Raw genomic sequence first — 23,158 nt, forward strand, 5'->3', positions numbered from 1 at the left:
CCCCTTGCTTTTGCCCGCCATTTTCAAATACATCCCCTATATGAGGCTTCGTTCTCCAAATCCAGTCTTATCGCCCGAGGGCGCCGCGGCGCCAAGCGCGACGCAGACAAAGCGCTACGGCGTCGCCATCGTCGGCAACGACAAGATCATCGACTGGCTGCTGCCCTTTCTGGAAAGCTACCGAGACACCAATTCCTCGCTGCCGCTTTATCTCATCCCCTATGACGACAATGTCGCCATGACGCGCCGGGCCGCGGAGATTTACGGCGCGCATTACGTTGGCGAAGAGCCGACGGAAATTGATAAGCTCTCGCATGAGCTTTACCCCGGCATCTTCAACAGCAACCGCCGGAGATTGCGAAAGCTGCAGGCGCTCGCGCTCCCGCTCGATGAAGTCGCCTATGTCGACGTCGACGTCATCCTGTTTCGCGATTTCACGCCGCTGTTTGGCCGGCTGGAAAAGGGCAAGACGGAATTCATCGTCGCCTCCCCGAGCTTCGAATATGTCTACAACGACAGACGCGACCGGTATCCATTCCTGAAGGACGCGCTTCTGTTCAATGACGGCTTCTGGGTCACCTCCAATCACTATCTGAAACTGTCCGACTTCATCGACACGATCCGCGACGACGCCGCGATCTTCCACGACGTTCGCAAACGGGGGCAGCTCTTCGCTCAGCCGCTCGTCAATTTCGTCACGCATCGGCGCGGACTCAAAATCGAGCTGTTGCCGAATGTGATCCCTGGCGCTTCGCACGAAAGCTTCTACAAGGCGCCGGGCGTCGAATTCAAAGACGGCAAACCTGTCGACTACGAAGGCAAGGAGATCTATTTCGCGCATTGGGCGGGCGCGACCGCGCTGCCGAAGAATGGCGTCTTCGACGAAGCGTGGACCCGACATTCGAAAGCCGCCTGGGCGAGGTTCAAACAGTGACGCATGGCGCGTGGCGCCCTGCGCCGCTGCGCCCCGGCGTTCGCCGCTTGCGCCGCGGGACGCGCATTCTCATCTCAGCTGACGACGCCAGGCGATAAGGAGGCTCCGCCGCCATGCCGCGACTGCTGTTCCTGTATCTGTTCAAACGCATCGGCTTTGGCGTGCTCATCGTGCAGTTCGCGCTCTCGATTCCCGTCGTCTTGTCCTATCTGCTCTACCAGTTGCCCCCCGCCGCAGTGCGCGGCGGCCTTGTGTTTCCGGCCTTGATCGGCGTGACGCCGACGGTGGCCTACGTGACTCTGCCGATGGCGGTCGGCGTCGCCACGGCGCTCGAGTTCGGACGGATGGCGAGCGAAGGCATGATCGCCGTGCTCTACGCCTTGCGCCTCTCGGCCTGGGCCATCTGCCGCCCGGCGCTGGTGCTGGCCTCCGGCGTCGTCGTGCTCGGCTATCTGCTGGCGAATTTCGCCGCGCCCCATTATTCGAGCGAGATGCAGGACGTGCTCAACGTGGTGCGCAATTCGCTCAACCATCGCATGCTCGACGCCGCGCATTTCTACACTTTCGACAATGGCGTGAAGACGCTCTACATCGAGCGCTGGGAGACACCTGACCTCGCGGTCAATCTGTTCGTTCGCCAGCTTTCAATCGAAAAGATGCAGGAAGAGACCGTGACGGCCGCGCGCGCCGAATTTCGGCGCAACGAATCCGGCGTCATCGTCGCGCTCTCCAACGGCAGCATTCAGACGCGCTCCTTAAACACCGGCGACGTCCGCATCGCCAATTTCGACGAATACGCCATGGCGCTGCCGATGCAGGGCAGCGCTGCGCTGCCGGATCGAGGGTGGCGAGGCGTCTATGAGCTATCGGCCGGCGATTTCCTCGCCAATTACGCTGCGGCGAAGGGCGATCGGCGCCAACTCGGGGAGTGGACCGCCGAGGCCGCGAAGCGCTTCGGCGTGCCGTCGCTCGCCATCGCCCATACGCTGCTGGCGATGGCGCTCGTCCTGACCTTTGGGAACATCACCGGCCGGCGCGGGGCGGCGGGAAGTTTCGCCGTCATCGCGATTCCGGCTGTGCATATCGGCTTTCTGGTGGCGCTCGAATCGCTGCTGCGGATCAACGGACTGTTCGTCCTGCTGCTCGCGGTCTTCGCCCTCGCCGAAGTCGGCGTGTCCGTGTGGCTCATCTCGCGGCTCAACTGGAGCCCGAAGCCCAAGCGCCTGTTCGACGCCCGCGCGGCTTCGGTCGCCAACGACGCCTACGCGACGCCGCTCGCCTGATCCTGCTCGGCCATCATCGCCTGACGGTAGTCGGCGATGACCTTCGCCGGATCGCCGATTTCGCGCACGACGCCGCCCTCGAGCCAGAGCACGCGATCGCAGAGCGCGCCAAGAAAGTTCAGATCGTGCGAGACCATCAGAATCGTGCCGGTTCTAGCGAAGTCGGCGATGTATTTTTCGCATTTGCGCTGAAAAATCTCGTCGCCGACGGACAGCGCTTCGTCGACGATGAGCACGTCGGCCTTGGCGTGCGCGCAGATCGCGAAAGCGACGCGCGCGATCATGCCCATCGAATAGGTGCGCATCGGCTGCTCAAAGAAAGGCCCGATGTCGGCGAAGGTGGCGATGCCGTCGATGCAGGCGTCGACCTCCCGGCGCGACAGCCCTAAAATCGCCGCGCCGATGCGGGCGTTCTCGCGTCCCGTCAGCAGGCCGTCGAAACCTGACCCGAGCGCCAGAATTGGCGCGATGCGGCCGGCGACGGCGAAATCGCCCTTCGTCGGCTGGGTGATGCCGCACAAAATCTGCAGCAGCGTGGTCTTGCCGGCGCCGTTGCGCCCGACGATGCCGACGCGCTCGCCCTTCTGCACCGTGAAATTGACGTCGTGGAGCACCCATTTGTCTTTGTAGAACTTCTTCCAAAGGCCAAACAGGATCTGCTTCAGCTGATCGTTCTGATGCGCATAGAGCTGAAACGCCTTGCCGACGCCCGCACAGCGGATGGAGGGCTCAGATGACATCGACGATGACCGATTTGTAGCGCATGAAGAACAGATAGCCGGAAAGAAACACGGCGTAGGAGACCGCGACAAGCGCAAGATAGCCAAACACGTTTGGAACAGTTCCATCAAGAGCGAGGCCGCGCAGCATCTCGATATAGTCGCCGACGATATTCAGGCGCAGCACCAGCGCGACCGATCCGGACATCGCGGCGATCTGGTCCAAACGATAGAAGATCGGCGTCGCGAACATCAGCACCGGCACGATCGACGCCATGATATGGGCGACGTCGCGCGTAAACGCGCCAAGCGCCATCAGAAACCACACGACTCCCAGGATGAAGAGGAAGAAAGGCGCGATCAGGAACGGCGTCAACACGATCGTCAGGGGAATCGTTCCGGCCGTCAGCAATCGGAAGGCGATGTAGACGGCGAACGCCACGCCGCCATAGGTGAAGGCCCGGATTGTCGCCGTCCAGGCGATGGTTTCGCTGGGGAAAATCGATTTCTTCACGAAGTTGACATGCTCGTGCAGAAGCATCGGCGCGCGATAGGCGAGTTCGCTGAACAGATTGAAGACGATCAATCCGATGAAGATCGAACTCGCATAGTCGGTGACGCTCATCCCGGCGGAGAGCTGCGGCACGGTGACGGAAAACAGCGCCGTGTAGGTGAGCAGCATGATCAGCGGCGAGAGCACCGCCCAGAGCGGCCCGAGCGCCGAGCCGCGAAACCTGGAAATGAACTCGCGCCGCACCACGGCGCGGATGAGCTCCCGATTGCGCCAGGCCCGTTCGAAGGGCGCGACATAGACAGGAGGGATGGAGGCGAGCAAGTGTCGGCGCATCCTTTCAGGCTTACAACATGAATTCGAAAGCGCGGGGTGTTCCCTGGAGCAGGATCATGCGCCAATCCAGCGCTCTCGCGTCAGGCGCGGCGTCGCCCGCATAGACCAGTTCAGCCCGCCTCATGTCAATGGCGGGTTCAACCCATTGAAGGACGGAATGGATCATCGAGCGCAACGTCTCGGCGCGCAGCCATGGTGACTCGTCGCGAGGCGATCGCCGGCTTTGGCGCTCTGGGGTCTCAGCTGCTCCTGCCCGGCGCGGGAATAGCGCAGGAGCCGCCGTATTCGCTGGGCGAATGGACCGGCGACAGTTTCGCGCCGATGCACGCGATCCGCGACGGGCTTTGGCGGACGGCGTTGCCGAGGCCCGAGCGACGCGTCGAGGTGGCCGTCATCGGCGGCGGGATCGCCGGGCTCGCCGTCGCGGCGCTGCTCCAGGATCGCGACCTGCTCGTCCTGGAGCGCGAGTCGGAGACGGGCGGCGTCGCCAAATCCGGGCGCTGGCGCGACGTCGACTATGCCATCGGCTCGGCATATATCGTTGATATCGATGAGCCTTTTTCAGATTTCTACGAAACGCTGGGGCTCGCGCCGCGCCCCGTCGGCGCGCCGGTCGACAGGGCGCTCACGGGCGTCGCCGGCGCAGGCGATCCCCGCGACGGGGAATGGCGCGGCGCCTATCGGCGGCTGAAGGCGCTTCTGCGCCGCCTCGCCGACAGCCCGGACTTTCCGAAACTCCCCATCGCTGAGGCGACAAACTCGGCGCTTCGCCTGGATGGACTGTCGCTTCGCGAATTTTTGCGCCGCGAGCATATCGACCCCGAACTCTTCGGTTTTCTTGACGCCTACAGCCTCTCGGCGCTGGGCGCGCCCGCGGCCAAAATCTCAGCCTATGCCGGCGTCAATTTTCTTTCGGAGATCAACGCGCCCATCTACGCCTTTCCCGGCGGCAACGCCGCGATCGCGCGCGCCATGACGGCGCGCATTGCGCGCGCCGGCGAGGGGCGGATCCTCCCCGGCGCGGCGGTCTTCGCAATCGAGCCTGTGGATGGCGGCTACGCCCGCATCGGCTGGTTCGACGCGCGCCATCCGGAGGCGCCGCGCTGTCTCGAGGCGCGCTGGGCGGTCGTCGCCGCGCCATATTTTTTCGCCGGCCGCATTCTGCGAGGGGTCGATCCGGCGGTCACGGCGCGAATGGCCCGGCTCCGGCAGGGAAGCTATCTCGTCGCCAACTGCTGTTTCGAGGGGACGCCGCCGGAAATGCCCTACGACAGCTGGGCGCTCGGCGCGCGGAGCTTCAGCGACGCGATCAGCGCCACGGCCGCCCTGCCCGCCGCCAGGCGGCCAAAGGATCGCAGCGTTCTGACCGTCTACGCGCCGTTTCGCGATCCGCGCGCGGGGCGCGCGCGCCTGCTCGCAGGCGACCGCGCCGCGCTCGCCGCGCCGGTCGTGGAAGAGCTGCGGCGTTTCCTGCCGGAGGTTTTCGACCGGGCGCGGCTCGCGGAGGTCCGGCTGACGCGCTGGGGCCACCATCACCTGATCGCCGCGCCGGGGATCGTGGCGACAATGCGCGCCTTGCCCAAACGCTTCGGCAATGTGCTGCTCGCCCATTCGGACGGTCAGGGCATGCCGGCGGTCGAAAGCGCCATCGTCGAGGCGCTGAGCGCCGTCGAGATCATCAAGAAGGGCTGAGCGGCCCTACTCGACCGTGACGCTCTTTGCGAGATTGCGCGGCTGATCCACGTCTTTGCCCATGAAGGTCGCGACGTGATAGGCGAGGAGCTGCACGGGAATGGCGTAAACGATGACCGCGAACGGCCCGGCGACGTCCTCCGGCATTTCGATGAATCCGGCGAGATCCGCCGCAGCCGCGTCGCGCGCCTCCGGGGAGCCGATCAGAATCAGATGGCCGCCGCGCGCGGCGACTTCCTGGAGATTCGAGACGGTCTTCTCGAGGCTGGCGTCGGGCGGCGCGAGGACGATCACCGGCATGGCGTAGTCGATGAGCGCGATCGGCCCATGCTTCAACTCTCCCGCCGCATAGCCTTCGGCGTGGATATAGGAGAGTTCTTTGAGCTTCAGCGCGCCTTCCAGCGCCAGCGGAAAGGCGGTTCCGCGGCCGAGATAGAGCACGCTCGTGGCGCGCGCCACGTCGCGCGCCACCGGTTCGATCTGCGCCTCCCGCGCCAGCGCTTTCGCCATCTGTCCCGGCGCGGCGACGAGCTCCGCGACCAGTTCGCGTTCGCGCTCCTTGGTCAGCACCCCGCGGGCGCGGCCCAGCGCCAGCGCTAGACAGGCGAAAACCGCGAGCTGACAGGTGAAGGCCTTGGTCGACGCGACGCCGATCTCAGGCCCCGCCAGCGTCTGCGCGACGGTGTCGCTTTCACGGGCGATGGTCGAGGTTTCGACATTGACGATCGAAAGGATGTGCTGGCCGTGCTCGCGCGCGTAACGCAGCGCGGCAAGCGTATCCGCGGTTTCGCCCGACTGCGAGACGAGGATGGTCAATCCGTTCTCGGGCAGCGGCGCCTCGCGGTAGCGAAACTCGGACGCGATGTCGATGTCGACCGAAAGTCGGGCGAAGCGCTCCAGCCAGTAGCGCGCCACGAGGCCGGCGTAATACGCCGTGCCGCAGGCGGAAATGGTGACGCGCGACAGCGATTGCGGATCGAATTTGAGTTCGAACGGCAGACGCACGACGCCCTCGGCGAGGTCGAGATAATGCGCGAGCGTTCGGCCGACGACCTCCGGCTGCTCGTGAATCTCCTTGGCCATGAAGTGGCGGTAGTTGCCTTTGTCGACCAGGAACGACCCGGCCGCCATCGGCTGAAACCGCCTCTCGACAAGATTGTCGTTCGCGTCATGGAAGCGCGCGCCTTCGCGCGTCAGCGTCACCCAATCGCCCTCGTCGAGATAGGCGATGGAGGTCGCGAAGGGCGCGAGCGCCAAGGCGTCGGAGCCGAGATAGGCGCCTTCGTCGCTCCAGCCGACGGCGAGCGGCGATCCGCGCCGCGCGCCGATCAGTAGATCGTCGCGCCCCTCGAACAGAAAGGCGAGCGCGAAAGCGCCCTTGAGCCGCTTCAGCGCCGCCGCGACCGCTTTTTCCGGCGTCGCGCCGCTGCGCAATTCGTCGGCGACAAGATGGGCGACGGCCTCGGAATCGGTCTCGGTCGAGAATACATGGCCTTTCGCGGTCAATTCGGCGCGCAGCTCGCGGAAATTTTCGATGATGCCATTATGAACCACCGCGACGTGGTCATTGGCGTGCGGATGGGCGTTGTTCTCGGTGGGCCGGCCATGAGTCGCCCAGCGCGTATGGCCGATGCCGACCGCGCCATAAAGCGGCGCAGCCGCAAGTTTTTCTTCCAGATTCTTGAGCTTGCCGCTCGCCCGCAGGCGGGTGAGCCGGCCGTTCTCCAAAGTGGCGATCCCGGCTGAATCATAGCCGCGATATTCGAGACGCTTGAGCGATTCGATAATTTTGCCGGCGACCGGAACTGTCCCAAGAATTCCCACAATGCCGCACATGCCGACCTCCAAGGCCATCATAGCAAGGCCGCCGCCAAATCGGATGCGGCGGAATCGACGTCAAACTCGGGGTTGGCGAACGGACAGGCGCGACGTCACCGATTTGCCTTCTTCTCAGCCTGCGTCGCCCGGAAGGTCGTCGCCCAGCCCGCCTTCTCCATCTGCCTGCCGCGCGCCACGGCGAGCGCGTCCGGCGCAACGTCCTTGGTGATGACGGAGCCAGAGCCGACATAGGCGCCCTGCCCGATCGTCACCGGCGCGACCAGCGAAGAATTCGAGCCTATGAAGGCGTTTTCGCCGATCGTCGTGCGATATTTGAGAAAGCCGTCGTAGTTGCAGGTGATGGTTCCTGCGCCGATGTTGGCGTTGGCGCCGATGTCGGCGTCGCCAATGTAGGTCAAATGATTGACCTTGGCGCCGCGCGCGACATTGGCGTTCTTGATCTCAACGAAATTTCCCACCTTGGCTTTTTCCGCCAACACCGCGCCCGGACGCAGCCGGGCGAAGGGGCCGATGGCCGCGCCTTTCCCGACGCGGACGCCTTCAAGGTGCGAGAAGGCGTGGATCGCGGCGCCGTCGGCGATTTCAACGCCGGGGCCGATGACGACATGCGGCTCGATGACGACGTCGCGGCCGATCATAGTGTCGGCGGAAAGAAAAACCGTTTCCGGCGCGATCATCGTCGCGCCTCCCGCCATCGCCGCGCGACGAAGACGCGTCTGCGCGACGGCCTCCGCCTGCGCAAGCTGGATTCTGTCGTTCACCCCGAGCACTTCGGTTTCGTCGGCGATGACGACCGCCGCGTCACGCCCCTCCGCGCGCGCAAGCGCGACAATGTCGGTGAGGTAGAACTCGCCCTTGGCGTTCCTGTCGTCGATCTTTTCAAGCAGGCGCAGGGCGCAGGCGCCGTCGACCGCCGTCAGACCGCCATTGCAGAGCGTGACGGCGCGTTCGTCGGCGCTTGCGTCCTTCTCTTCGCGGATGGCGACGAGACGCCCGGCGGAGTCGCGCAGCAGCCGTCCATAGCCGAAGGGGTCGGCGGCTTCGAAGCCGAGCACGGCGACGGCTGCGCCTTCGGCAAGGGCGCCGCGCAGCGCAGCGATCGTCGGCGGCGTCACGAGCGGCGTATCGGCGAAAAGCACCAGAAGATCGTCGTATCCTTCGGCGATTGCGGCGCGCGCGGCGAGGACGGCGTGCGCCGTGCCCCGCCTTTCGCTCTGCACAAAAATCTGCGCGTCCGGGAAGCGCCGGCGCGCTTCCGCGCCGACGTCGTCGCGGTCCGGGCCGATGATCACCGCGACGCGGCCGACGCCCGCAGCCTCGGCGCTCGCCAGCACGTTGGCGAGCATGGAGCGGCCGGCGACCTCATGCAGCGCCTTGGGCCGGTCGGATTTCATCCGCGTGCCTTCGCCGGCGGCGAGGACGATCGCGAGCGCGCTTCTTTCTGTCGGCATCGGGCGCCCAAGAACTAGATGTTACATAAGGAGCCGGAGAGCCGGCGCCGCTCTGGCCGCGGTTCTGGCAGATTCGCGCGACCGAGCGCAAGCGCCGCGGCTTTCCCGCGCAGCCCTCAAAAACCGCCAAGAAAACCATTTTGTCTCCATAGCTTTCTTGTATAGAGGGGCTGTCGCCAGCCCGGCGCCGCAAAAAGCGCAGCCATTCTGGACCGCGGATCGGCTCAAGACCGCTCTTGCTTTCGGTAACTCATGTTCGAACGACGAGATGTTTTGAAAGCGGGCATAGGCGCAATCGCGGCTGGAATCGTGGCGGCGCCGGCGCGCGCCGAGGATGCGGGTCAGGCGGCGCCCGCGAGCGGCGCCAAGCCTGCGCCCTTCTCGCGCGACATGGTCGTCGAACTCGCCCGCGCGCTTGCCGCAAAGCCTTTTGCGCCGCCGCGCACCGACCTTCCCGAACCCTTCGCCAATCTCACCTACGAACAATTCGTGGGGATCAAGACGAAGCCGGACGCCGCAATCTGGCGTCACGACGCTATCGGGTTCAGCATCGAACCGCTGCATCGCGGCCATATTTTCGCGGCGGCGGTGGACATCTATCTGGTGGAGAACGGCGCCGCCGCGCGGTTGCCGTACGAGACGAGCCGCTTCGACTATGGCGGACTGAACCTCCCGGACGCGCTTCCCGATCTCAGCTTTTCGGGATTTCGCGTGCTGCATACGCAAAATGGCGGCGGGGAGGCGGAACTCGCCATATTTCAGGGCGCGAGCTTCTATCGCGCCGTGGCGCGCGGGCAGAATCTCGGCGTCACGGCGCGCGGCCTGTCCATTCGAACAGCCGATCCGCGCGGCGAGGAATTTCCGGCCTTTCGAAGCTTCTGGATCGAGAAGCCGGCGCTCGGCGACAATGCTCTCGTCGTCCACGCGCTGCTCGACTCGCCCAGCGTCGCCGGGGTCTATCGCTTCACGCTGCGGCCCGGCGAAGCGACGCTGATCGATACGGAATTGACCCTCTACCCGCGCACGGCGGTCGATCATTTCGGCCTCGCCGGCTTCGCCGCCGTTTCGTTTTTCACGCCGCTCGACACTCCGAAGCTCGACGATTGGCGGCCGATGGTCGCCGACATCAACGGCATCCAGATGCTGACCGGCCATGGCGAATGGCTCTGGCGACCCGTATCGAACCGGGAGACTCTGCAGTTTTCCTCGTTCGTCGACGGCAATCCGCAGGGCTTCGGATCGCTGATCCGACAGCGCGACATCGGCGATTATGAGGACGACCAGCAGCATTGGGAGCGACGCCCGTCGCTTTGGATCGAACCGCTCGGCGAATGGAGCGAAGGCGCCCTGCAGCTCGTGGAAATCCCTTCCGAATCAGAGATCAACGCGAACATCGTCGCCTATTGGCGGCCGAAGACCGCTCTCGTCGCCGGCAAGGAGACATTCTTCGCCTATCGGCAGTTCTGGTGCTGGGAGCCGCCGTCGCGCCCGCCGCTGGCGATTGCTGCACGGGCGCGCTCGGGGCGCGCGCCGAGCGGCAAGCTGCGCCGTTTCGTCGTGGTCTTTTCCGGCGACGTTCTCGCTGACCCGCAGCGCACCGCGCAGCTGAAAGCGGCGTTGACGACCTCGCCAGGATTGGCGACGAATATTCGGACCTATTTGAACCCGTCGGCAAAGTCCTGCCGCGTCGTCTTTGACGTCGACCCAGCCGGCGAGAACTATTGCGAGCTTCGGCTCGTTCTGCAGTCGGACGAACGCCCGATTAGCGAAACCTGGCTTTACCGATGGACGTCGTGAACTTCGCCGGCATAGTCGACACGCCACATGCGGCGGAGCGCGGCAACGCGAACTCCGATCCCGCCGCCGCGCCGCCGACGCCCATCGAGAACCGGCTCTCGATGCCGGCGCAAAATCTTTTCAAATTCGACAGACGGCAGCGCCGCAAGGCGGAAGCGCCATGGCTCTGGCGAACGCCCTGGCTCGCCAGAATTCTGACCTTTGGCGGCGGTTTCGCGCTGACCGCCTATGGCGCCCGAGAAATGTACAAGGTCGTCGACGTCGGCGGGGTCACGACGTTGAAATGGGCGCTGCTGGCGCTGTTCGTGCTCAACTTCTCCTGGATCGCGCTTTCCTTCGCGAGCTCGATCGTCGGCTTCGCGCTGCTGATGCGGCGCCGGCGGCGGCCGCCTCTACCCTCGGCGCTCGCAGAGAAAACCGCCGTCGTCATGCCGATCTACAACGAGGCGCCGAGCCGCGTCTTCGCCGCGCTGCAAACCATCTATGAAGACGTGCAGGCGACCGGGCTTGGCGCGCATTTCGACTGGTTCTTCCTTTCGGATACGACGAACCCGGACATCTGGATCGCCGAAGAGCGCGCCTTCATCGGCATTCGCCGCCGGCTAGGGCCGCTGGCGCGCATCTTCTACCGCAGGCGCGAAAAGAATACGGGCCGCAAGGCCGGCAACATTGAGGATTTCGTCTCGCGCTGGGGCGGCGCCTATAAGCACATGGTGGTGCTCGACGCCGACAGCCTGATGAGCGGCCCGACGATCGTTCAGCTCGCCGCGGCAATGGAGGCGGATCCAGACAGCGGCATCATCCAAACTCTACCGCTCATCATCAATCGCAACACGCTTTTCGCGCGCGTCCAGCAATTCGCCGCGCGCATCTATGGCCCGGTGATCGCCGTGGGCCTCTCCGCCTGGATGGGCAGGGACGGCAATTACTGGGGACATAACGCGATTATCCGCACGGAAGCCTTCGCCCGCCATTGCGGCCTGCCCGACCTGCGCGGCCGCCCGCCATGGGGCGGCCATATCCTAAGCCATGATTTCGTCGAGGCTGCGCTCATTCGCCGCGCCGGCTATGCCGTTTACATGATGCCGACGCTCGGCGGCTCCTACGAAGAAAGCCCGCCTTCGCTGATCGACCTGTCCATTCGCGACCGGCGCTGGTGCCAGGGCAATTTGCAGCATGCGCGAGTATTGCTCGGCAAGGGAATCCACTGGGCGTCGCGGCAGCATTTCCTCACGGGCATATTCGGCTATCTGACGTCGCCGCTCTGGCTGCTGCAACTGCTCATCGGCATCGTGATCGTCTTTCAGGCGAGCTATTTCCGACCGGAATATTTTACCAGCGACTTCGCGCTCTTCCCCACCTTTCCGCGGTTCGACGCCGAGCGGTCGCTCGAACTTTTCGGACTGACGATGAGCATCCTGCTCGCCCCCAAGCTCCTGGGCCTGATCGTGGCCATCCGCGAGCCGGAAACGCGCAAGGGCTCCGGCGGCGTGATCCTGCTGCTGATCTCGACCCTGTTCGAAATCGTGCTCTCCGCTCTGCTGGCGCCGATCATGATGCTGATTCAGACCGGCCATGTGCTCCATATCGTTTTTGGTTTCGACACAGGCTGGGACCCGCAGCGGCGCGACGACGGCTCCGTGCCGTTCGGCGACATCGTCCGCCGGCACATCTGGCATGTGGCGCTGGGCCTGCTGAGCCTGATCGCAGGCATGTTGATCTCGCCCTCGCTCGTCGCCTGGATGTCGCCGACGATCGCCGGCCTCGTCCTGGCGATCTTCATTTCCTGGGCGACGGCTCAACGCTGGCTCGGGCTGGTGTTTCGTCGCGCCGGCGTGCTGACGACGCCCGAAGAAACGACGACGCCGCCAATCGCCAAGCGCGGCAAGGCGCTCTCCAAAGCGTTGGCGCGGGCCGGCGAAGACGACGTCAACGGTCTCCTGGCGATCCACGCCGATTCCGAGTTGCGGGAGCTGCACGAAACCTGGCTGCCGACGCGCCGCTCCAGGCAGCGCGGCCAAATCACCGCCGACCGCGCTCTGGCCGAAGCCAAGATCGCCGACGCCGAAACGATCGAAGATGCAATCGCCTGGCTCAATCGCGGCGAACGGCTGGTGGCGCTCTCCGACCGCGCGCTCATCGGCATGATCGCGCGTTTGCCGCGCCAGGCCGAACTCGCGGCGGCGCAGAAACACGCGCGCGCCGCGGAATGACCAGGGCTGACGGGCCGGTGACTCACATCTACAAGATCGTTTCGCAATCCGACTGGCGCGCGGCCGAGGCGGCGGGCGTTTTTACCGGCGCAGCGGTCGATCTCGCCGACGGCTTCATTCATTTCTCGACCGCCGAGCAGGTCGAGGAAACGGTGGCGAAATATTTCGCCGGCCAGCCGGATCTGCTGCTCGTCGCCGTAGCGCCCGCCCCGCTTGGCGACGCTCTCAAATGGGAGAAGTCGCGCGGCGGCGCGCTCTTTCCGCACCTTTACGCGCCGCTTCCGCTCGAAGCGGTGGCGCGCGTCGAGGCGCTGCCCATCGGCGTCGACGGCCGGCACGATTTTTCAAGCATCCGCGAATGATGGACGCTTTCGGCGTGGCGACGCCGCTCCTGCGCCTGCTCGACGCCGAGACGGCACATCGGGCGTCCATCGCGGCACTGAAACTTCTGCCTGCCGGCGCGCCAGGTCCAGACGACGCGCGTCTCGCGGTTTCAGCCTTCGGCCTCGACTTTCCCAATCCGATCGGCCTCGCGGCCGGCTTCGACAAGAATGCTGAAGTCGCCGACGCGATGCTCGGTTTTGGATTCGGCTTCGTCGAAGTCGGCACGCTGACGCCGCGCGCGCAGCCCGGCAATGCGCGTCCGCGCGCCTTCCGCCTCGTCGAGGATAGCGCCGTCATCAATCGCTACGGCTTCAACAATGTCGGCCATGCATCCGCGCTTGCGCGACTGTCGCAGCGCGCGCGTCGCGGCGTCGTCGGCGTCAATATCGGCGCCAACAAGGACGCTGCGGACCGCGTGGCGGACTATGTCGCGGGCGTGCGCGCCTTCGCAGAAGTCGCGAGCTATTTCACGATCAACGTCAGTTCGCCGAATACGCCGGGCCTGCGCGACCTGCAGGAGCCGGACGCGCTTTCCGATTTGCTCGCGCGCGTCATCGACGCCCGCGACGCCGCGCGCATTCGGCGCCCCCTGCTCCTGAAAATCGCGCCGGACCTCACGCTCGATCAGCTCGATGACATCGTGCGCGTCGCGCGCGATCGGCGCATCGACGGCATGATCGTGTCGAACACGACGATTTCGCGCCCCGCGACGCTGCGCTCGCCATTGGCGAGGGAAAGCGGCGGCCTCTCCGGCGCGCCGCTGTTTGACCTGTCGACGCGCGTCCTTGCGCAAACCTATTTGCGCGTCGAAGGCCAGTTTCCGCTCATCGGCGTCGGCGGCGTCGACGGCGTCGAGGCCGCGCTCGCCAAGATCGAAGCCGGCGCGACGCTGACGCAGCTCTATTCCGCGATGGTCTATGCGGGACCGGGCCTCGTCACGCGCATCAAGCGCGGACTGATCGATGTTCTCGCGCGCGACAAAGAGGCGCTGTCGGCGCGGATCGGCAGGCGCGCGACCGCATTATCCGAAGCGGATTAAACCTCTCTTGGGGGTCATTCGCCGTGCGGAGGCCGACGTTCGCGCTTGCGGGGCGCCGTCAGGCGCACCGTCGAGCCGCCGCGGCGCGGAAACACGACCTGGAGACAATCTCCGGGACCGTTGGTGATTTCCCAGGGATGAGTCAGAAAAGTATTGATCGTTTTGCTCTCGCCAGGATTGAGGCCGCCATAGCTCTTGTCCCCGCCTGAGAAATCCTTCCAGTAAATGCCGCGATATTCGCCCGACTGATTGACGAAGGTGATGGTCGTGGCGACGTCGCTGTTTTGCGAACGCGCTTTCGGGCAGCCGGCGTCAGCGAGACTTGCGGCGCCAACGGAAGCGGCCGCGGCGCAGGCGACGCGCAGAAGATACGACGACCGATTTCGATGGTTTGTCACAGCGGCTCCCCGTTGTAGTCCTTTTATGGCGAAAATCGCTTGCGCCAACTGTGACGCGCAGCGCTAGCGCCAGCAATCCCTCGCGCGCAAGGATCGCCATCTTCCCTGTGACGGCGCGCGATGCTATCGAGCGCCCAACGCAAGGGGAGAGGATCAGACATGACCGAGCATATCTGGCTGGCGACGGGCGAAGCGACAATTCTGGCCGTGGACGGACAATATACCGACGCCATGCCGGAAGTCATGATTGGCAACGTCAAGGGACCGGTCGGCCACGCCTTCGCCAGCATGGCGGGTCAGTCCGCCGGCCACCCGCGCATGTTCGTCATCCGCGACCTCAACCAGCAGGTGCGGCCGGCGACGATGATGACCACCAAGATGACGGTCAAATCGGAAGATTACGTCGAGCTTCTCGGCGGCGTCGTGCAGGCGGCGACCGGCGACGCCATCGTCGACTGCGTCGCCGAGGGGATTTTGCCGAAGGATCAGCTCAACGAGCTCTGCATGATCATCATGGTCTGGCTCGATCCGCGTTGCGCCACGCACGCCAAGCTCGACAAGAAGGATCTTTACCGCACCAATTACGAAGCGACGAAACTCGCGATCTCGCGCGCCATGAAAGGCGAGCCGTCGGCCGACGAGCTCATCGCCAACCGCAAGAGCGTGCAGCACTATGCGCTTGAAGGCGTGTTCGACGAGTGATCCTCGTCCTGGACGCGCACGCCGATAATCATGCCGTCCTGAAACCAGCTCGATAGAAATTGCGCCAGCCGCTCTGGCGCAATTTCGCCGGCCTGCTGAAACGCCGCCATTTGACAGATGTCTCCGAAGGCCTGCCCGGCGCGCGCTTCATTGAGCGCGACATATTCGTCGGGCTCCAATTGCCGGTAGGCGGATTCATATTCGACCCGCCACACGGCGGTGTATTCGACCTGATCGGTCGGCGCAGGCCTCTCGACGCTTTCAGGCGCATCGTCGGCGATCGCCGCGTCATAGGCCGCGATCGTCCCCGCGGAAAGTTCGAGCAGCGTCAGGCTGGAATCGAACACGAAGGCGAGCCGCGGCCAATCCTCCGGCGGAAATTCGGCCAGCGCCTGCACCGACAAGGCCGTTTTGTCCGGCGAGTCGAAAGCGTCGACCATCGCGCGCTCGAGCAGCGACATCGAAACAGCCGCCGCATCGTCGCGCCAGCGCGGACTGTCGCGCATGAAGTCCGGCAGTCCCGTCGTAAACCAGCGGGCGTTTGGATCGCGCGACGGCCGCTGGTCGATGTAATCCTCGACCAGCGTTTCAAACGTTTCGTCTCCGAGTATTGCGCGCAGCCCCGGGTGATCTTCCGCAACGAAATCCGCCAATCTGATGCGATAGCCGGTCTGATAAACGCCAAGCAGCGTCTCGGGCGTGGCGCCGCGCGGCGACGACTTCAGCTTTTTCAAGAGCGGCTTGTCCGCCTCTCCCGAGCCTGCGAGCACGCGCGCCTGGAACAGCGATTGAAAGTCGGCGAGTTTCATGCGGCGCTGAGCGCTCGTTCTTTCGAGATGCGGGCGTCGATGTCGCGCATGTGCTGAAGTTCGTCGAGCAGTTCCGAAAGCGGCGGATAATTGTCGTCGCGCTCGATCATGGCGGAGACGTCGCCGCAATGCCGGCGCGCATGTTCGTAAAGCGCCCAGACTTCGTCGCAGACCGGCTGGTCATGCGTGTCCACGCGATGGGTCTCGTTATCGGTATGGCCCGCCATGTGGAATTGAACGACGCGCTCGGCCGGAACGCCGTCGATGAAGGCGACCGGATCGAAACCATGGTTGAAGCTCGAAACGAAAACATTGTTGACGTCGAGCAGCAACAGGCAGTCGGCGCGTTCGGCCATTTCGCGAACGAATTCGTGCTCGCTCATCTCCGAGTCGACGAAGGACACATAGGTTGAGGCGTTTTCGACGACGAGACGGCGTTTGAGGAAGTCCTGCACGCGCTGGATCCGCTCGACAATATGCGCGAGCGACTCGCGCGTGTAGGGGATCGGCAGCAAATCATGAAGGGACACGCCGTGAACCCCCGTCCAGGCGACATGATCCGAAACCCAGTCCGGCTGGACCCGATCGGCGAGCGCCTTCAACTGCCGCAGATAGTCGAAATTGAGCGGATCGGTTGAGGCGAGCGACATGGAGACGCCGTGCATCACGACCGGATAATCGGCGCGGATGCGATCGAGCATCGCCAGAGGCCGACCGCCGGCGAGCATGTAGTTTTCAGAGATGATTTCGAACCAATCGATCGGCGGACGAGACGACAGGATCTCATCATAATAGATCGGCCGCAGTCCCAAGCCGTAGCCGAGCGGAGCGGGCTTTTCCATACTGCTTTTCCCTCTCAGCATCGCCGCTCATGCCGAAGCCGCATCGGAGAACAGCGGAGACGGTCGAAAGAGCCGTCTCCGCCCGAGGCGATTACTTCGTGTGGCAGCGGCTCTTCATATTGCAGTGCATCTTATGGTGATGGCACTGCGCCTTATGATGGCACTTCGACATATTGCGGCAGGTTCCCTTGGCGCCGCAGTGAGTCTTGCCATGCGTCGACTTCGCAGGGTGCGCATGGGCGGGCGCGACCGACGCGCCGCTCAAAGCAAGAGCGACCGCCGCAGCGGCGAGAGCCGATCCTGAAACAATATTAGACTTCATTGCTTTCTCCTCTTTATATCCCCGCCGCAACGACGGGAAGTCGACGCTCTCGCCGGCGGCGCGGCGCGGCGATCTGCTCTCGAGCATCACGTTGCACATTGGCCGCTTGCAAACGACCGGCAACGGCGCGCCAAAGCTTGACAGTTATAAGTTATCGAGGCGGCGGCGATTCCGCTAGCAAGAATTTCTCCAATCGGCGCAGGCATTTATGTTATGCATAATCTATAGAAACAGCATATTTCTCGCGTATTGCAGCGCAATATCATACAGTTGCGACTGTCAGCACGACGCTTTTCTTCCGAACGCGCTTGCGGCGGCGGCCTGCCGCTGATAGATAACGTCCGCGCCGGAGACCAAGCCGGCGCACTCACTTTGGTTTTCGACCTCGGGCCGCGCCGGCCGGTTCGCTTCAGCGAACTTTTCGTCCATCCTCGCGTTTTTGCCGCGGGGGACGTCCGATCGTCGAGGACCGCTCTGTAACGCTAACCCTTTGCCGGCGCCGCCCTTTCGGGGCTCTCAGGAGAACATATGTCCGCTACTACCGATCGCGCGCCCACGCGCGAAGATTTCGCCGCCCTGCTCGATGAGAGCTACGGCCAGAACGAAGCCTTCGAAGGCTCCGTCATCAAGGGTCGCGTCGTCGCCATCGAAAAGGACGTCGCCGTCATCGACATCGGCCTTAAGACCGAGGGCCGCGTCCCGATCAAGGAATTCACCGGCTACGGCCGAGACCCCGCCCCCCAGGTCGGCGAAGAGGTGGAAGTCTATCTGGAGCGCGTCGAGAACGCGCTCGGCGAAGCCGTCATCTCGCGCGACAAGGCGCGCCGCGAGGAGAGCTGGGTGAAGCTCGAAAAGGCCTTCGAGACCAATGAGAAGGTCGAAGGGGTCATCTTCAATCAGGTCAAGGGCGGATTCACCGTCGATCTGGACGGCGCCGTGGCCTTCCTGCCGCGCAGTCAGGTCGACATTCGACCGATCCGCGACGTCGGCCCGCTGATGAATGTGCCGCAGCCGTTCCATATCCTGAAGATGGACCGCCGCCGCGGCAACATCGTCGTGTCGCGCCGGACCGTCCTCGAGGAGAGCCGCGCCGAGCAGCGCCACGAGATCGTCGCCAACCTCGAAGAGGGTCAGGTGATCGACGGCGTCGTGAAGAACATCACGGACTACGGCGCCTTCGTCGATCTTGGCGGCATCGACGGCCTGCTGCATGTCACCGACATCGCCTGGCGGCGCGTCAATCATCCGTCCGAGGTGCTGACCATCGGCCAGACCGTCAAGGTGAAGATCATCAAGATCAATCACGAGACGCACCGCATCTCGCTCGGCATGAAGCAGCTCCTCGAAGACCCGTGGCAGGGCATCGAGGCGAAATATCCGATCGGCGCGAAGTTCCACGGCCGCGTGACCAACATCACCGACTACGGCGCCTTCGTCGAACTGGAGCCCGGCATCGAGGGTCTCGTCCACGTTTCGGAAATGAGCTGGACGAAAAAGAACGTCCATCCGGGCAAGATCGTCTCGACGAGCCAGGAAGTCGACGTTCAGGTGCTCGAAGTCGATCCGGTCAAGCGCCGGATTTCGCTCGGCCTCAAGCAGTGCCTGCAGAACCCCTGGGAGGCTTTCGCCGAGAAATATCCGGTCGGTTCGACCGTCTCCGGCGAGGTGAAGAACAAGACCGAATTCGGTCTGTTCATCGGTCTCGACGGCGATGTCGACGGCATGGTCCATCTGTCGGACCTCGACTGGAACCGCCCCGGCGAGCAGGTGATCGAGGAATATAAGAAGGGCGACGTCATCAACGCCCAGGTCCTCGACGTCGACGTGGAGAAGGAGCGCATTTCGCTCGGCGTCAAGCAGCTTGCGGGCGATCCTTTCGCGTCGGTCAGCGTCGAAGAAGGCGGCGAGCTCAAGAAGGGCGTGGTCGTCACCTGCGAAGTGATCGAGGTGAAGGATTCCGGCATCGACGTGAAGATCACCGGCACCGACCTCACCACGTTCATCAAGCGCAGCGAACTCGCGCGCGACCGCGCCGACCAGCGCCCCGAACGCTTTGCGGTCGGCGAGAAGGTCGACGCCCGCGTGACGCTGTTCGACCGCAAGGCGCGCAAGGTGTCCGTGTCGATCAAGGCGCTCGAAGTCGCTGAGGAGAAGGAAGCCATCGCGCAATATGGCTCGGCCGACTCCGGCGCGTCGCTCGGCGACATCCTCGGCGCGGCGCTCAAGGCCCGCGAAGAGACGCCCAAGAAAGGCAAGAAGTCGGAGGAGTAAGACCTCTCCGACCGCTCCGATCCAGGCCCGCGCCGCAAGGCGCGGGCCTTTTTCTTGCGCGCAGAGTCAACTTTTCATTCACCAAAACGCAACTCGCGCGGATTCGTTAACCCTAAGTTCTGAAACGGCGGCGCACACTCGGCGCGTTTTTCGCCCGCTGCGCCCGCGGGTCGCCGGAGTCGCGTGACCATGACCGCTGCCGAATTCAATCCGAACGAGAGATACTCCGCGCGGCCGTTGCGCGCACGCCCGACCGGCGCGCGCGCGGCGATCGGCATGGGCGTCGCCGCGACGTTCATCCTGCTCGCGGCGCTGGTTCTCCTGCCGCGCGAACCGAAGACCACCGAGCCGAAGGCCGTAACGCAGGTCGCGCCGCCGCGCACGACGGCCGCCGCCCGCCCCAGCAAACTCTCCAGCAAGATCTCCGTCGAGGCCCTTGAGGCTTCGGCGCTGATGGCGAAACCCTTCAGCGCCGTCGATCTCGCCGCGCCCGAATTCGCCGCGGAGCGAAAGACGATGGCGGCCCGCGACGGCGAGAACGGCTCCGGCCGCATCGACGCCATCACCCTGGGGCGGTTCGCCATGGGCGCGCCCTTCATGCGCGTCGACGTCCATCAGGATATCGCCGAGAAGGAAAAGACATCGGATTTCTTCCTCGACATGACGCGGCACGCCGCACAGGCGGGTCTCAACGTCGCAAAAATCGGTCAGCCCAGCGCGCTCAACACCAGGCTCGGATCATTCGAGACCGCCGAAATACGGCTTTCCCAACCCGCGTCGCAGGACGTCGCCGCAAGCGAGCGGAGCTGCCTCGCGACGCGCCTCATCGACGGCGCGCGCGCGCTCGAAATCGCAGGTCTGGCGTGCGGCGCCGCCACGAGACCGATCGACCGTGTCGCGCTGGGCTGTCTGCTCGACCGCATCAGCGCGCCGAACCCAGAGAACCCTGGGGTGAAGGAGTTCTTTGCGCAGGCGGCCTCGGCGCGCTCGATCGGCTGCGGCAATATCTCGCGCGATGATCTGACCGCGACGATCCCGACGCAAAAGAACGGAGCGCGTTCGGCGCAGGGCCCGCGACGCGCGCATGCAAAGACAACGCGCCAGGGCGCGCAGATGGCGCGCTAGGCCGTTCGCCGGCGTGCATTCACCCTGACGGCGGATTGCCGGCGGAACATGGCGGCGCGCATTCGCTTTTGCGAAACGATCCGCTATTATGGTCCCTGGCGTTCAGTCCGAAAGGGAATCGTGATGCGCAAGAACAAGATGCTGTCGGCGGGACTCGCCTGTCTCGTGGTGTTTGCTGCAGGCGACGCGCTCGCCAAGTCGCGCTACCGCGTTTCTTCCGGCGACGCTTGTTGCGGCCGCGGCCCGATCGACATTCAGCGCCGCAGCTGGCTCGATCCCGGCACGCAGGTGCCGGTCGGCAGCACCAACCGCTACATGGTTCAGCAGACATACCTCAACCACGATCCCATCGAGCGCAACCAGCGCAGCTGGTACATGCAGGAGACGTTGCCGCAGCGTCCGCCCTACAACGCTGGCATGATCGTCCCCTACGATGACGGTTTCCCGTTCTGGTGGCCGTAAGTCGGCCCCTTTTCAGCTGAGAACCTTGACTTGCGGGGCGCTTTCGATTAGCTCCGCACCTGCCTGACGCGGCTAGTTCGCCCAGGCGAGCACCCGTGGCGTTTGCTCTCAAACGCCTGTCGGCCGGACGCCCGGCAGAGGAGGGCGCGTTCCTGACGCACCGGCGCAACCGGGCGCGGCGAGAGACGCGGATCGAGACGACGCCCGGGTGCAAGGCTCCGGGCGATTTTCGTTCTTTCGCCTCTCTCGCGCCAGACGCGATGACAAGAGGACGAAAGTAAAGTGACGAAACGCGCAGAAGCGAAATACAAGCTCGATCGGCGCCTTGGCCAGAATATCTGGGGCCGCCCGAAGAGCCCCGTCAACCGCCGCGAATACGGGCCGGGACAGCACGGGCAGCGTCGTAAGGGCAAGCTTTCCGATTACGGCACGCAGCTCAAGGCCAAGCAGAAGCTCAAGGGCTACTACGGAAACATTTCGGAAAAGCAGTTCCGCAAATATTACGCGGAAGCGATCCGCATGAAGGGCGACTCGGGCGACAATCTGATCGGCCTGCTGGAGCGACGCCTCGACGCGATCGTCTATCGGGCGAAATTCGTTCCGACAGTGTTCGCTGCGCGCCAGTTCGTGAACCACGGCCACATCCGCGTGAACGGCAGGCGCGTCAACATCCCGTCCTATCAGGTGAAAGTCGGGGACGTGATCGAGGTTAAGGAAGCCTCGAAACAGGCGGTGACCGTTCTAGAGGCCGTTCAGCTGGCCGAGCGCGACGCGCCGGAATATTACGACGTCGACCACTCCAAGATGACGGCAAAGCTCATCCGCGTGCCGCATGCGACGGAGGTCCCCTACCCCGTGCAGATGGAGCCGAACCTCGTCATCGAGTTCTACTCACGCTGACGTCGACGGCCAGAATCTGGAAAAAACAGCCGCTCCGCGCGGCTGTTTTTATGCCTCGAATTCTTGACTGTACGTGCGCGATCGGAAACTCTAGCGGAAAGCGCCGTCACCGCTCGCAGCCACCTAAAGACGATCGGAACGGCAAGGGAACTCAAGGGAGAGGCGCTTGTCCGGGCTATCGAAGAAACGGCCGGAGGAGACCGAACGCAGCCAACGTCCGCTCTGGATCGCGATCGCCGGCTTGCTGATCAGCGTCACGAGCTACAGCATGAAGGACATGATGCTCGGCGACGTGGTCTTCTGGTTCGGCGCGGTCCTCGCCGCGATCGGCGTGCTCTACTGGTTCATTCAGCCGAAACACGGACTGTAACGGCGGCTCCTATTCTCGCCAATTTGATTTGCCACGTTCGCCGAAGACGTTATGGTCTTTTGCGTCGCAACAGGTACGAACCGCACATGCCCTTCGCCTTTCTGTCCCGCCGCCGTTTCCTTGTCGCCGCCGCCTGCGCGTTCGTCGCCGCAGCGCCCGCTTACGCCGACAAATCGCCTTCGGGAAAAGTCTCGACCGACGAACTGATGGCGCCGAACGCCCTGCCCGACGTGGTGGAAGGATCGGCGAACGCGCCCGTGACGATCGTCGAATACGCCTCCATGACATGCAGTCATTGCGCGGCGTTCCATCACGACGTCTATCCGGAATTGAAGAAGAACTACATCGATACGGGGAAAGCGAAATTCATTCTACGCGAATTTCCGCTCGATCCCCTGGCGACGGCCGCCTTCATGCTCGCGCGCGAACTCGGCGACAAGCGCGACGCCGTCGTCGATCTGCTGTTTTCGCAGCAGAAGAACTGGGCCTTTTCGGATAAGCCGCTCGACGGCCTCGCGAATGTTTTGAAGCAAGCTGGACTCGGCCAGGAGAAGTTCGAAGCGATCCTGAAGGACCAGACTCTTTACGAGAACGTCAATAAGGTGCGCGATCGCGCAGCCGAAAAATTCGGCGTCAACTCGACGCCGACCTTCTTCATCAATGGCGACAAATATACAGGCGAAATCAAGCTCGAAGATTTCGACAAGATCATCACATCCAAATCTGCGGAGAAGTGACGTCCGCACGCGGTCGCGGGGT

The 23,158-nt window shown here is 64.0% G+C and carries 22 protein-coding genes; 14 read left to right on the top strand and 8 right to left on the bottom strand.

Going from position 1 to position 23,158, the window contains the following annotated elements:
* Nucleotides 1-40: 40 nt before the first annotated feature.
* Nucleotides 41-934, top strand: coding sequence for a hypothetical protein (locus tag AB7F41_RS05340; RefSeq protein WP_428381264.1), 894 nt, complete (start codon nt 41-43; stop codon nt 932-934).
* Between the two features lie 113 nt (nt 935-1,047).
* Nucleotides 1,048-2,217, top strand: a complete 1,170-nt coding sequence (locus tag AB7F41_RS05345) for an LptF/LptG family permease (RefSeq protein ID WP_428381262.1) — start codon at nt 1,048-1,050, stop codon at nt 2,215-2,217.
* Here the strand turns inward: AB7F41_RS05345 and AB7F41_RS05350 are convergent.
* Nucleotides 2,196-2,957: an ABC transporter ATP-binding protein gene (locus AB7F41_RS05350; protein WP_428381260.1), complete on the bottom strand. Its 762-nt coding sequence runs from the start codon at nt 2,955-2,957 to the stop codon at nt 2,196-2,198. The two genes, AB7F41_RS05345 and AB7F41_RS05350, sit on opposite strands and share 22 nt — an antisense overlap.
* Nucleotides 2,947-3,771 (bottom strand): ABC transporter permease, encoded by an 825-nt coding sequence (locus AB7F41_RS05355; RefSeq protein WP_428381258.1) that lies wholly within the window; start codon nt 3,769-3,771, stop codon nt 2,947-2,949. Before AB7F41_RS05355 ends, AB7F41_RS05350 begins: the two co-directional genes overlap by 11 nt.
* A 204-nt stretch (nt 3,772-3,975) precedes the next feature.
* On the opposite strand from AB7F41_RS05355, the gene AB7F41_RS05360 reads away from it, so the two are divergent.
* Entirely contained in the window at nt 3,976-5,475 is a 1,500-nt protein-coding gene (locus tag AB7F41_RS05360) for an NAD(P)-binding protein (protein WP_428381256.1), read from the top strand.
* 6 nt (nt 5,476-5,481) lie between these two features.
* Here AB7F41_RS05360 and glmS read toward each other — a convergent pair whose 3' ends face one another.
* Both glmS and glmU read right to left on the bottom strand, forming a co-directional pair.
* Entirely contained in the window at nt 5,482-7,311 is a 1,830-nt protein-coding gene (gene glmS / locus AB7F41_RS05365; RefSeq protein WP_428381255.1) for a glutamine--fructose-6-phosphate transaminase (isomerizing), read from the bottom strand.
* 95 nt (nt 7,312-7,406) lie between these two features.
* Nucleotides 7,407-8,765 (bottom strand): bifunctional UDP-N-acetylglucosamine diphosphorylase/glucosamine-1-phosphate N-acetyltransferase GlmU, encoded by a 1,359-nt coding sequence (gene glmU, locus AB7F41_RS05370; RefSeq protein ID WP_428381253.1) that lies wholly within the window; start codon nt 8,763-8,765, stop codon nt 7,407-7,409.
* Between the two features lie 252 nt (nt 8,766-9,017).
* On the opposite strand from glmU, the gene AB7F41_RS05375 reads away from it, so the two are divergent.
* Genes AB7F41_RS05375 through AB7F41_RS05390 form a run of 4 tightly spaced genes read left to right on the top strand, consistent with a single transcriptional unit; the run spans nt 9,018 to nt 14,198 of the window.
* Entirely contained in the window at nt 9,018-10,562 is a 1,545-nt protein-coding gene (locus AB7F41_RS05375; RefSeq protein ID WP_428381251.1) for a glucan biosynthesis protein, read from the top strand.
* Complete coding sequence (gene mdoH / locus AB7F41_RS05380) at nt 10,550-12,775, top strand: glucans biosynthesis glucosyltransferase MdoH (RefSeq protein ID WP_428381250.1); 2,226 nt, start codon at nt 10,550-10,552, stop codon at nt 12,773-12,775. The genes AB7F41_RS05375 and mdoH overlap by 13 nt, the downstream gene beginning before the upstream one ends.
* On the top strand, nt 12,772-13,137 hold the full coding sequence (locus AB7F41_RS05385; RefSeq protein ID WP_428381248.1) for a DUF952 domain-containing protein: 366 nt from the start codon (nt 12,772-12,774) through the stop codon (nt 13,135-13,137). Before mdoH ends, AB7F41_RS05385 begins: the two co-directional genes overlap by 4 nt.
* Nucleotides 13,134-14,198, top strand: a complete 1,065-nt coding sequence (locus tag AB7F41_RS05390; protein ID WP_428381246.1) for a quinone-dependent dihydroorotate dehydrogenase — start codon at nt 13,134-13,136, stop codon at nt 14,196-14,198. The genes AB7F41_RS05385 and AB7F41_RS05390 overlap by 4 nt, the downstream gene beginning before the upstream one ends.
* Nucleotides 14,199-14,212: 14 nt before the next feature.
* Here AB7F41_RS05390 and AB7F41_RS05395 read toward each other — a convergent pair whose 3' ends face one another.
* Complete coding sequence (locus AB7F41_RS05395) at nt 14,213-14,596, bottom strand: hypothetical protein (RefSeq protein ID WP_428381244.1); 384 nt, start codon at nt 14,594-14,596, stop codon at nt 14,213-14,215.
* Between the two features lie 159 nt (nt 14,597-14,755).
* On the opposite strand from AB7F41_RS05395, the gene fae reads away from it, so the two are divergent.
* On the top strand, nt 14,756-15,298 hold the full coding sequence (gene fae / locus AB7F41_RS05400; protein WP_428381242.1) for a formaldehyde-activating enzyme: 543 nt from the start codon (nt 14,756-14,758) through the stop codon (nt 15,296-15,298).
* Here the strand turns inward: fae and AB7F41_RS05405 are convergent.
* The 3 genes from AB7F41_RS05405 to AB7F41_RS05415 form a co-directional block, all read right to left on the bottom strand.
* Nucleotides 15,268-16,107, bottom strand: a complete 840-nt coding sequence (locus AB7F41_RS05405) for a putative DNA-binding domain-containing protein (RefSeq protein WP_428381241.1) — start codon at nt 16,105-16,107, stop codon at nt 15,268-15,270. The genes fae and AB7F41_RS05405 overlap by 31 nt on opposite strands.
* Nucleotides 16,104-16,949, bottom strand: a complete 846-nt coding sequence (locus tag AB7F41_RS05410; protein WP_428381239.1) for a DUF692 domain-containing protein — start codon at nt 16,947-16,949, stop codon at nt 16,104-16,106. The genes AB7F41_RS05405 and AB7F41_RS05410 overlap by 4 nt, the downstream gene beginning before the upstream one ends.
* Nucleotides 16,950-17,040: 91 nt before the next feature.
* The gene (locus tag AB7F41_RS05415) at nt 17,041-17,271 is read right to left on the bottom strand and encodes a hypothetical protein (RefSeq protein ID WP_428381237.1); all 231 of its coding nucleotides are present in this window, start codon (nt 17,269-17,271) and stop codon (nt 17,041-17,043) included.
* Nucleotides 17,272-17,799: 528 nt separating this feature from the next.
* On the opposite strand from AB7F41_RS05415, the gene rpsA reads away from it, so the two are divergent.
* The 6 genes from rpsA to AB7F41_RS05445 all read left to right on the top strand — a co-directional run bounded on the left by rpsA (nt 17,800) and on the right by AB7F41_RS05445 (nt 23,136).
* Complete coding sequence (gene rpsA, locus AB7F41_RS05420) at nt 17,800-19,542, top strand: 30S ribosomal protein S1 (protein ID WP_428381236.1); 1,743 nt, start codon at nt 17,800-17,802, stop codon at nt 19,540-19,542.
* 189 nt (nt 19,543-19,731) lie between these two features.
* Nucleotides 19,732-20,667 (top strand): hypothetical protein, encoded by a 936-nt coding sequence (locus tag AB7F41_RS05425; protein WP_428381234.1) that lies wholly within the window; start codon nt 19,732-19,734, stop codon nt 20,665-20,667.
* A gap of 123 nt (nt 20,668-20,790) precedes the next feature.
* A complete protein-coding gene (locus AB7F41_RS05430) occupies nt 20,791-21,129 on the top strand; it encodes a hypothetical protein (RefSeq protein ID WP_428381232.1) in 339 nt (112 codons plus the stop codon).
* 282 nt (nt 21,130-21,411) lie between these two features.
* Entirely contained in the window at nt 21,412-22,029 is a 618-nt protein-coding gene (gene rpsD, locus AB7F41_RS05435) for a 30S ribosomal protein S4 (protein ID WP_428381231.1), read from the top strand.
* 166 nt (nt 22,030-22,195) lie between these two features.
* Nucleotides 22,196-22,399: a hypothetical protein gene (locus AB7F41_RS05440; protein WP_428381229.1), complete on the top strand. Its 204-nt coding sequence runs from the start codon at nt 22,196-22,198 to the stop codon at nt 22,397-22,399.
* Nucleotides 22,400-22,485: 86 nt separating this feature from the next.
* A complete protein-coding gene (locus AB7F41_RS05445; RefSeq protein WP_428381227.1) occupies nt 22,486-23,136 on the top strand; it encodes a DsbA family protein in 651 nt (216 codons plus the stop codon).
* The last annotated feature ends 22 nt before the right edge of the window (nt 23,137-23,158 follow it).

It is taken from the genome of Methylocystis sp., assembly GCF_050251305.1.
Lineage (GTDB): Bacteria > Pseudomonadota > Alphaproteobacteria > Rhizobiales > Beijerinckiaceae > Methylocystis.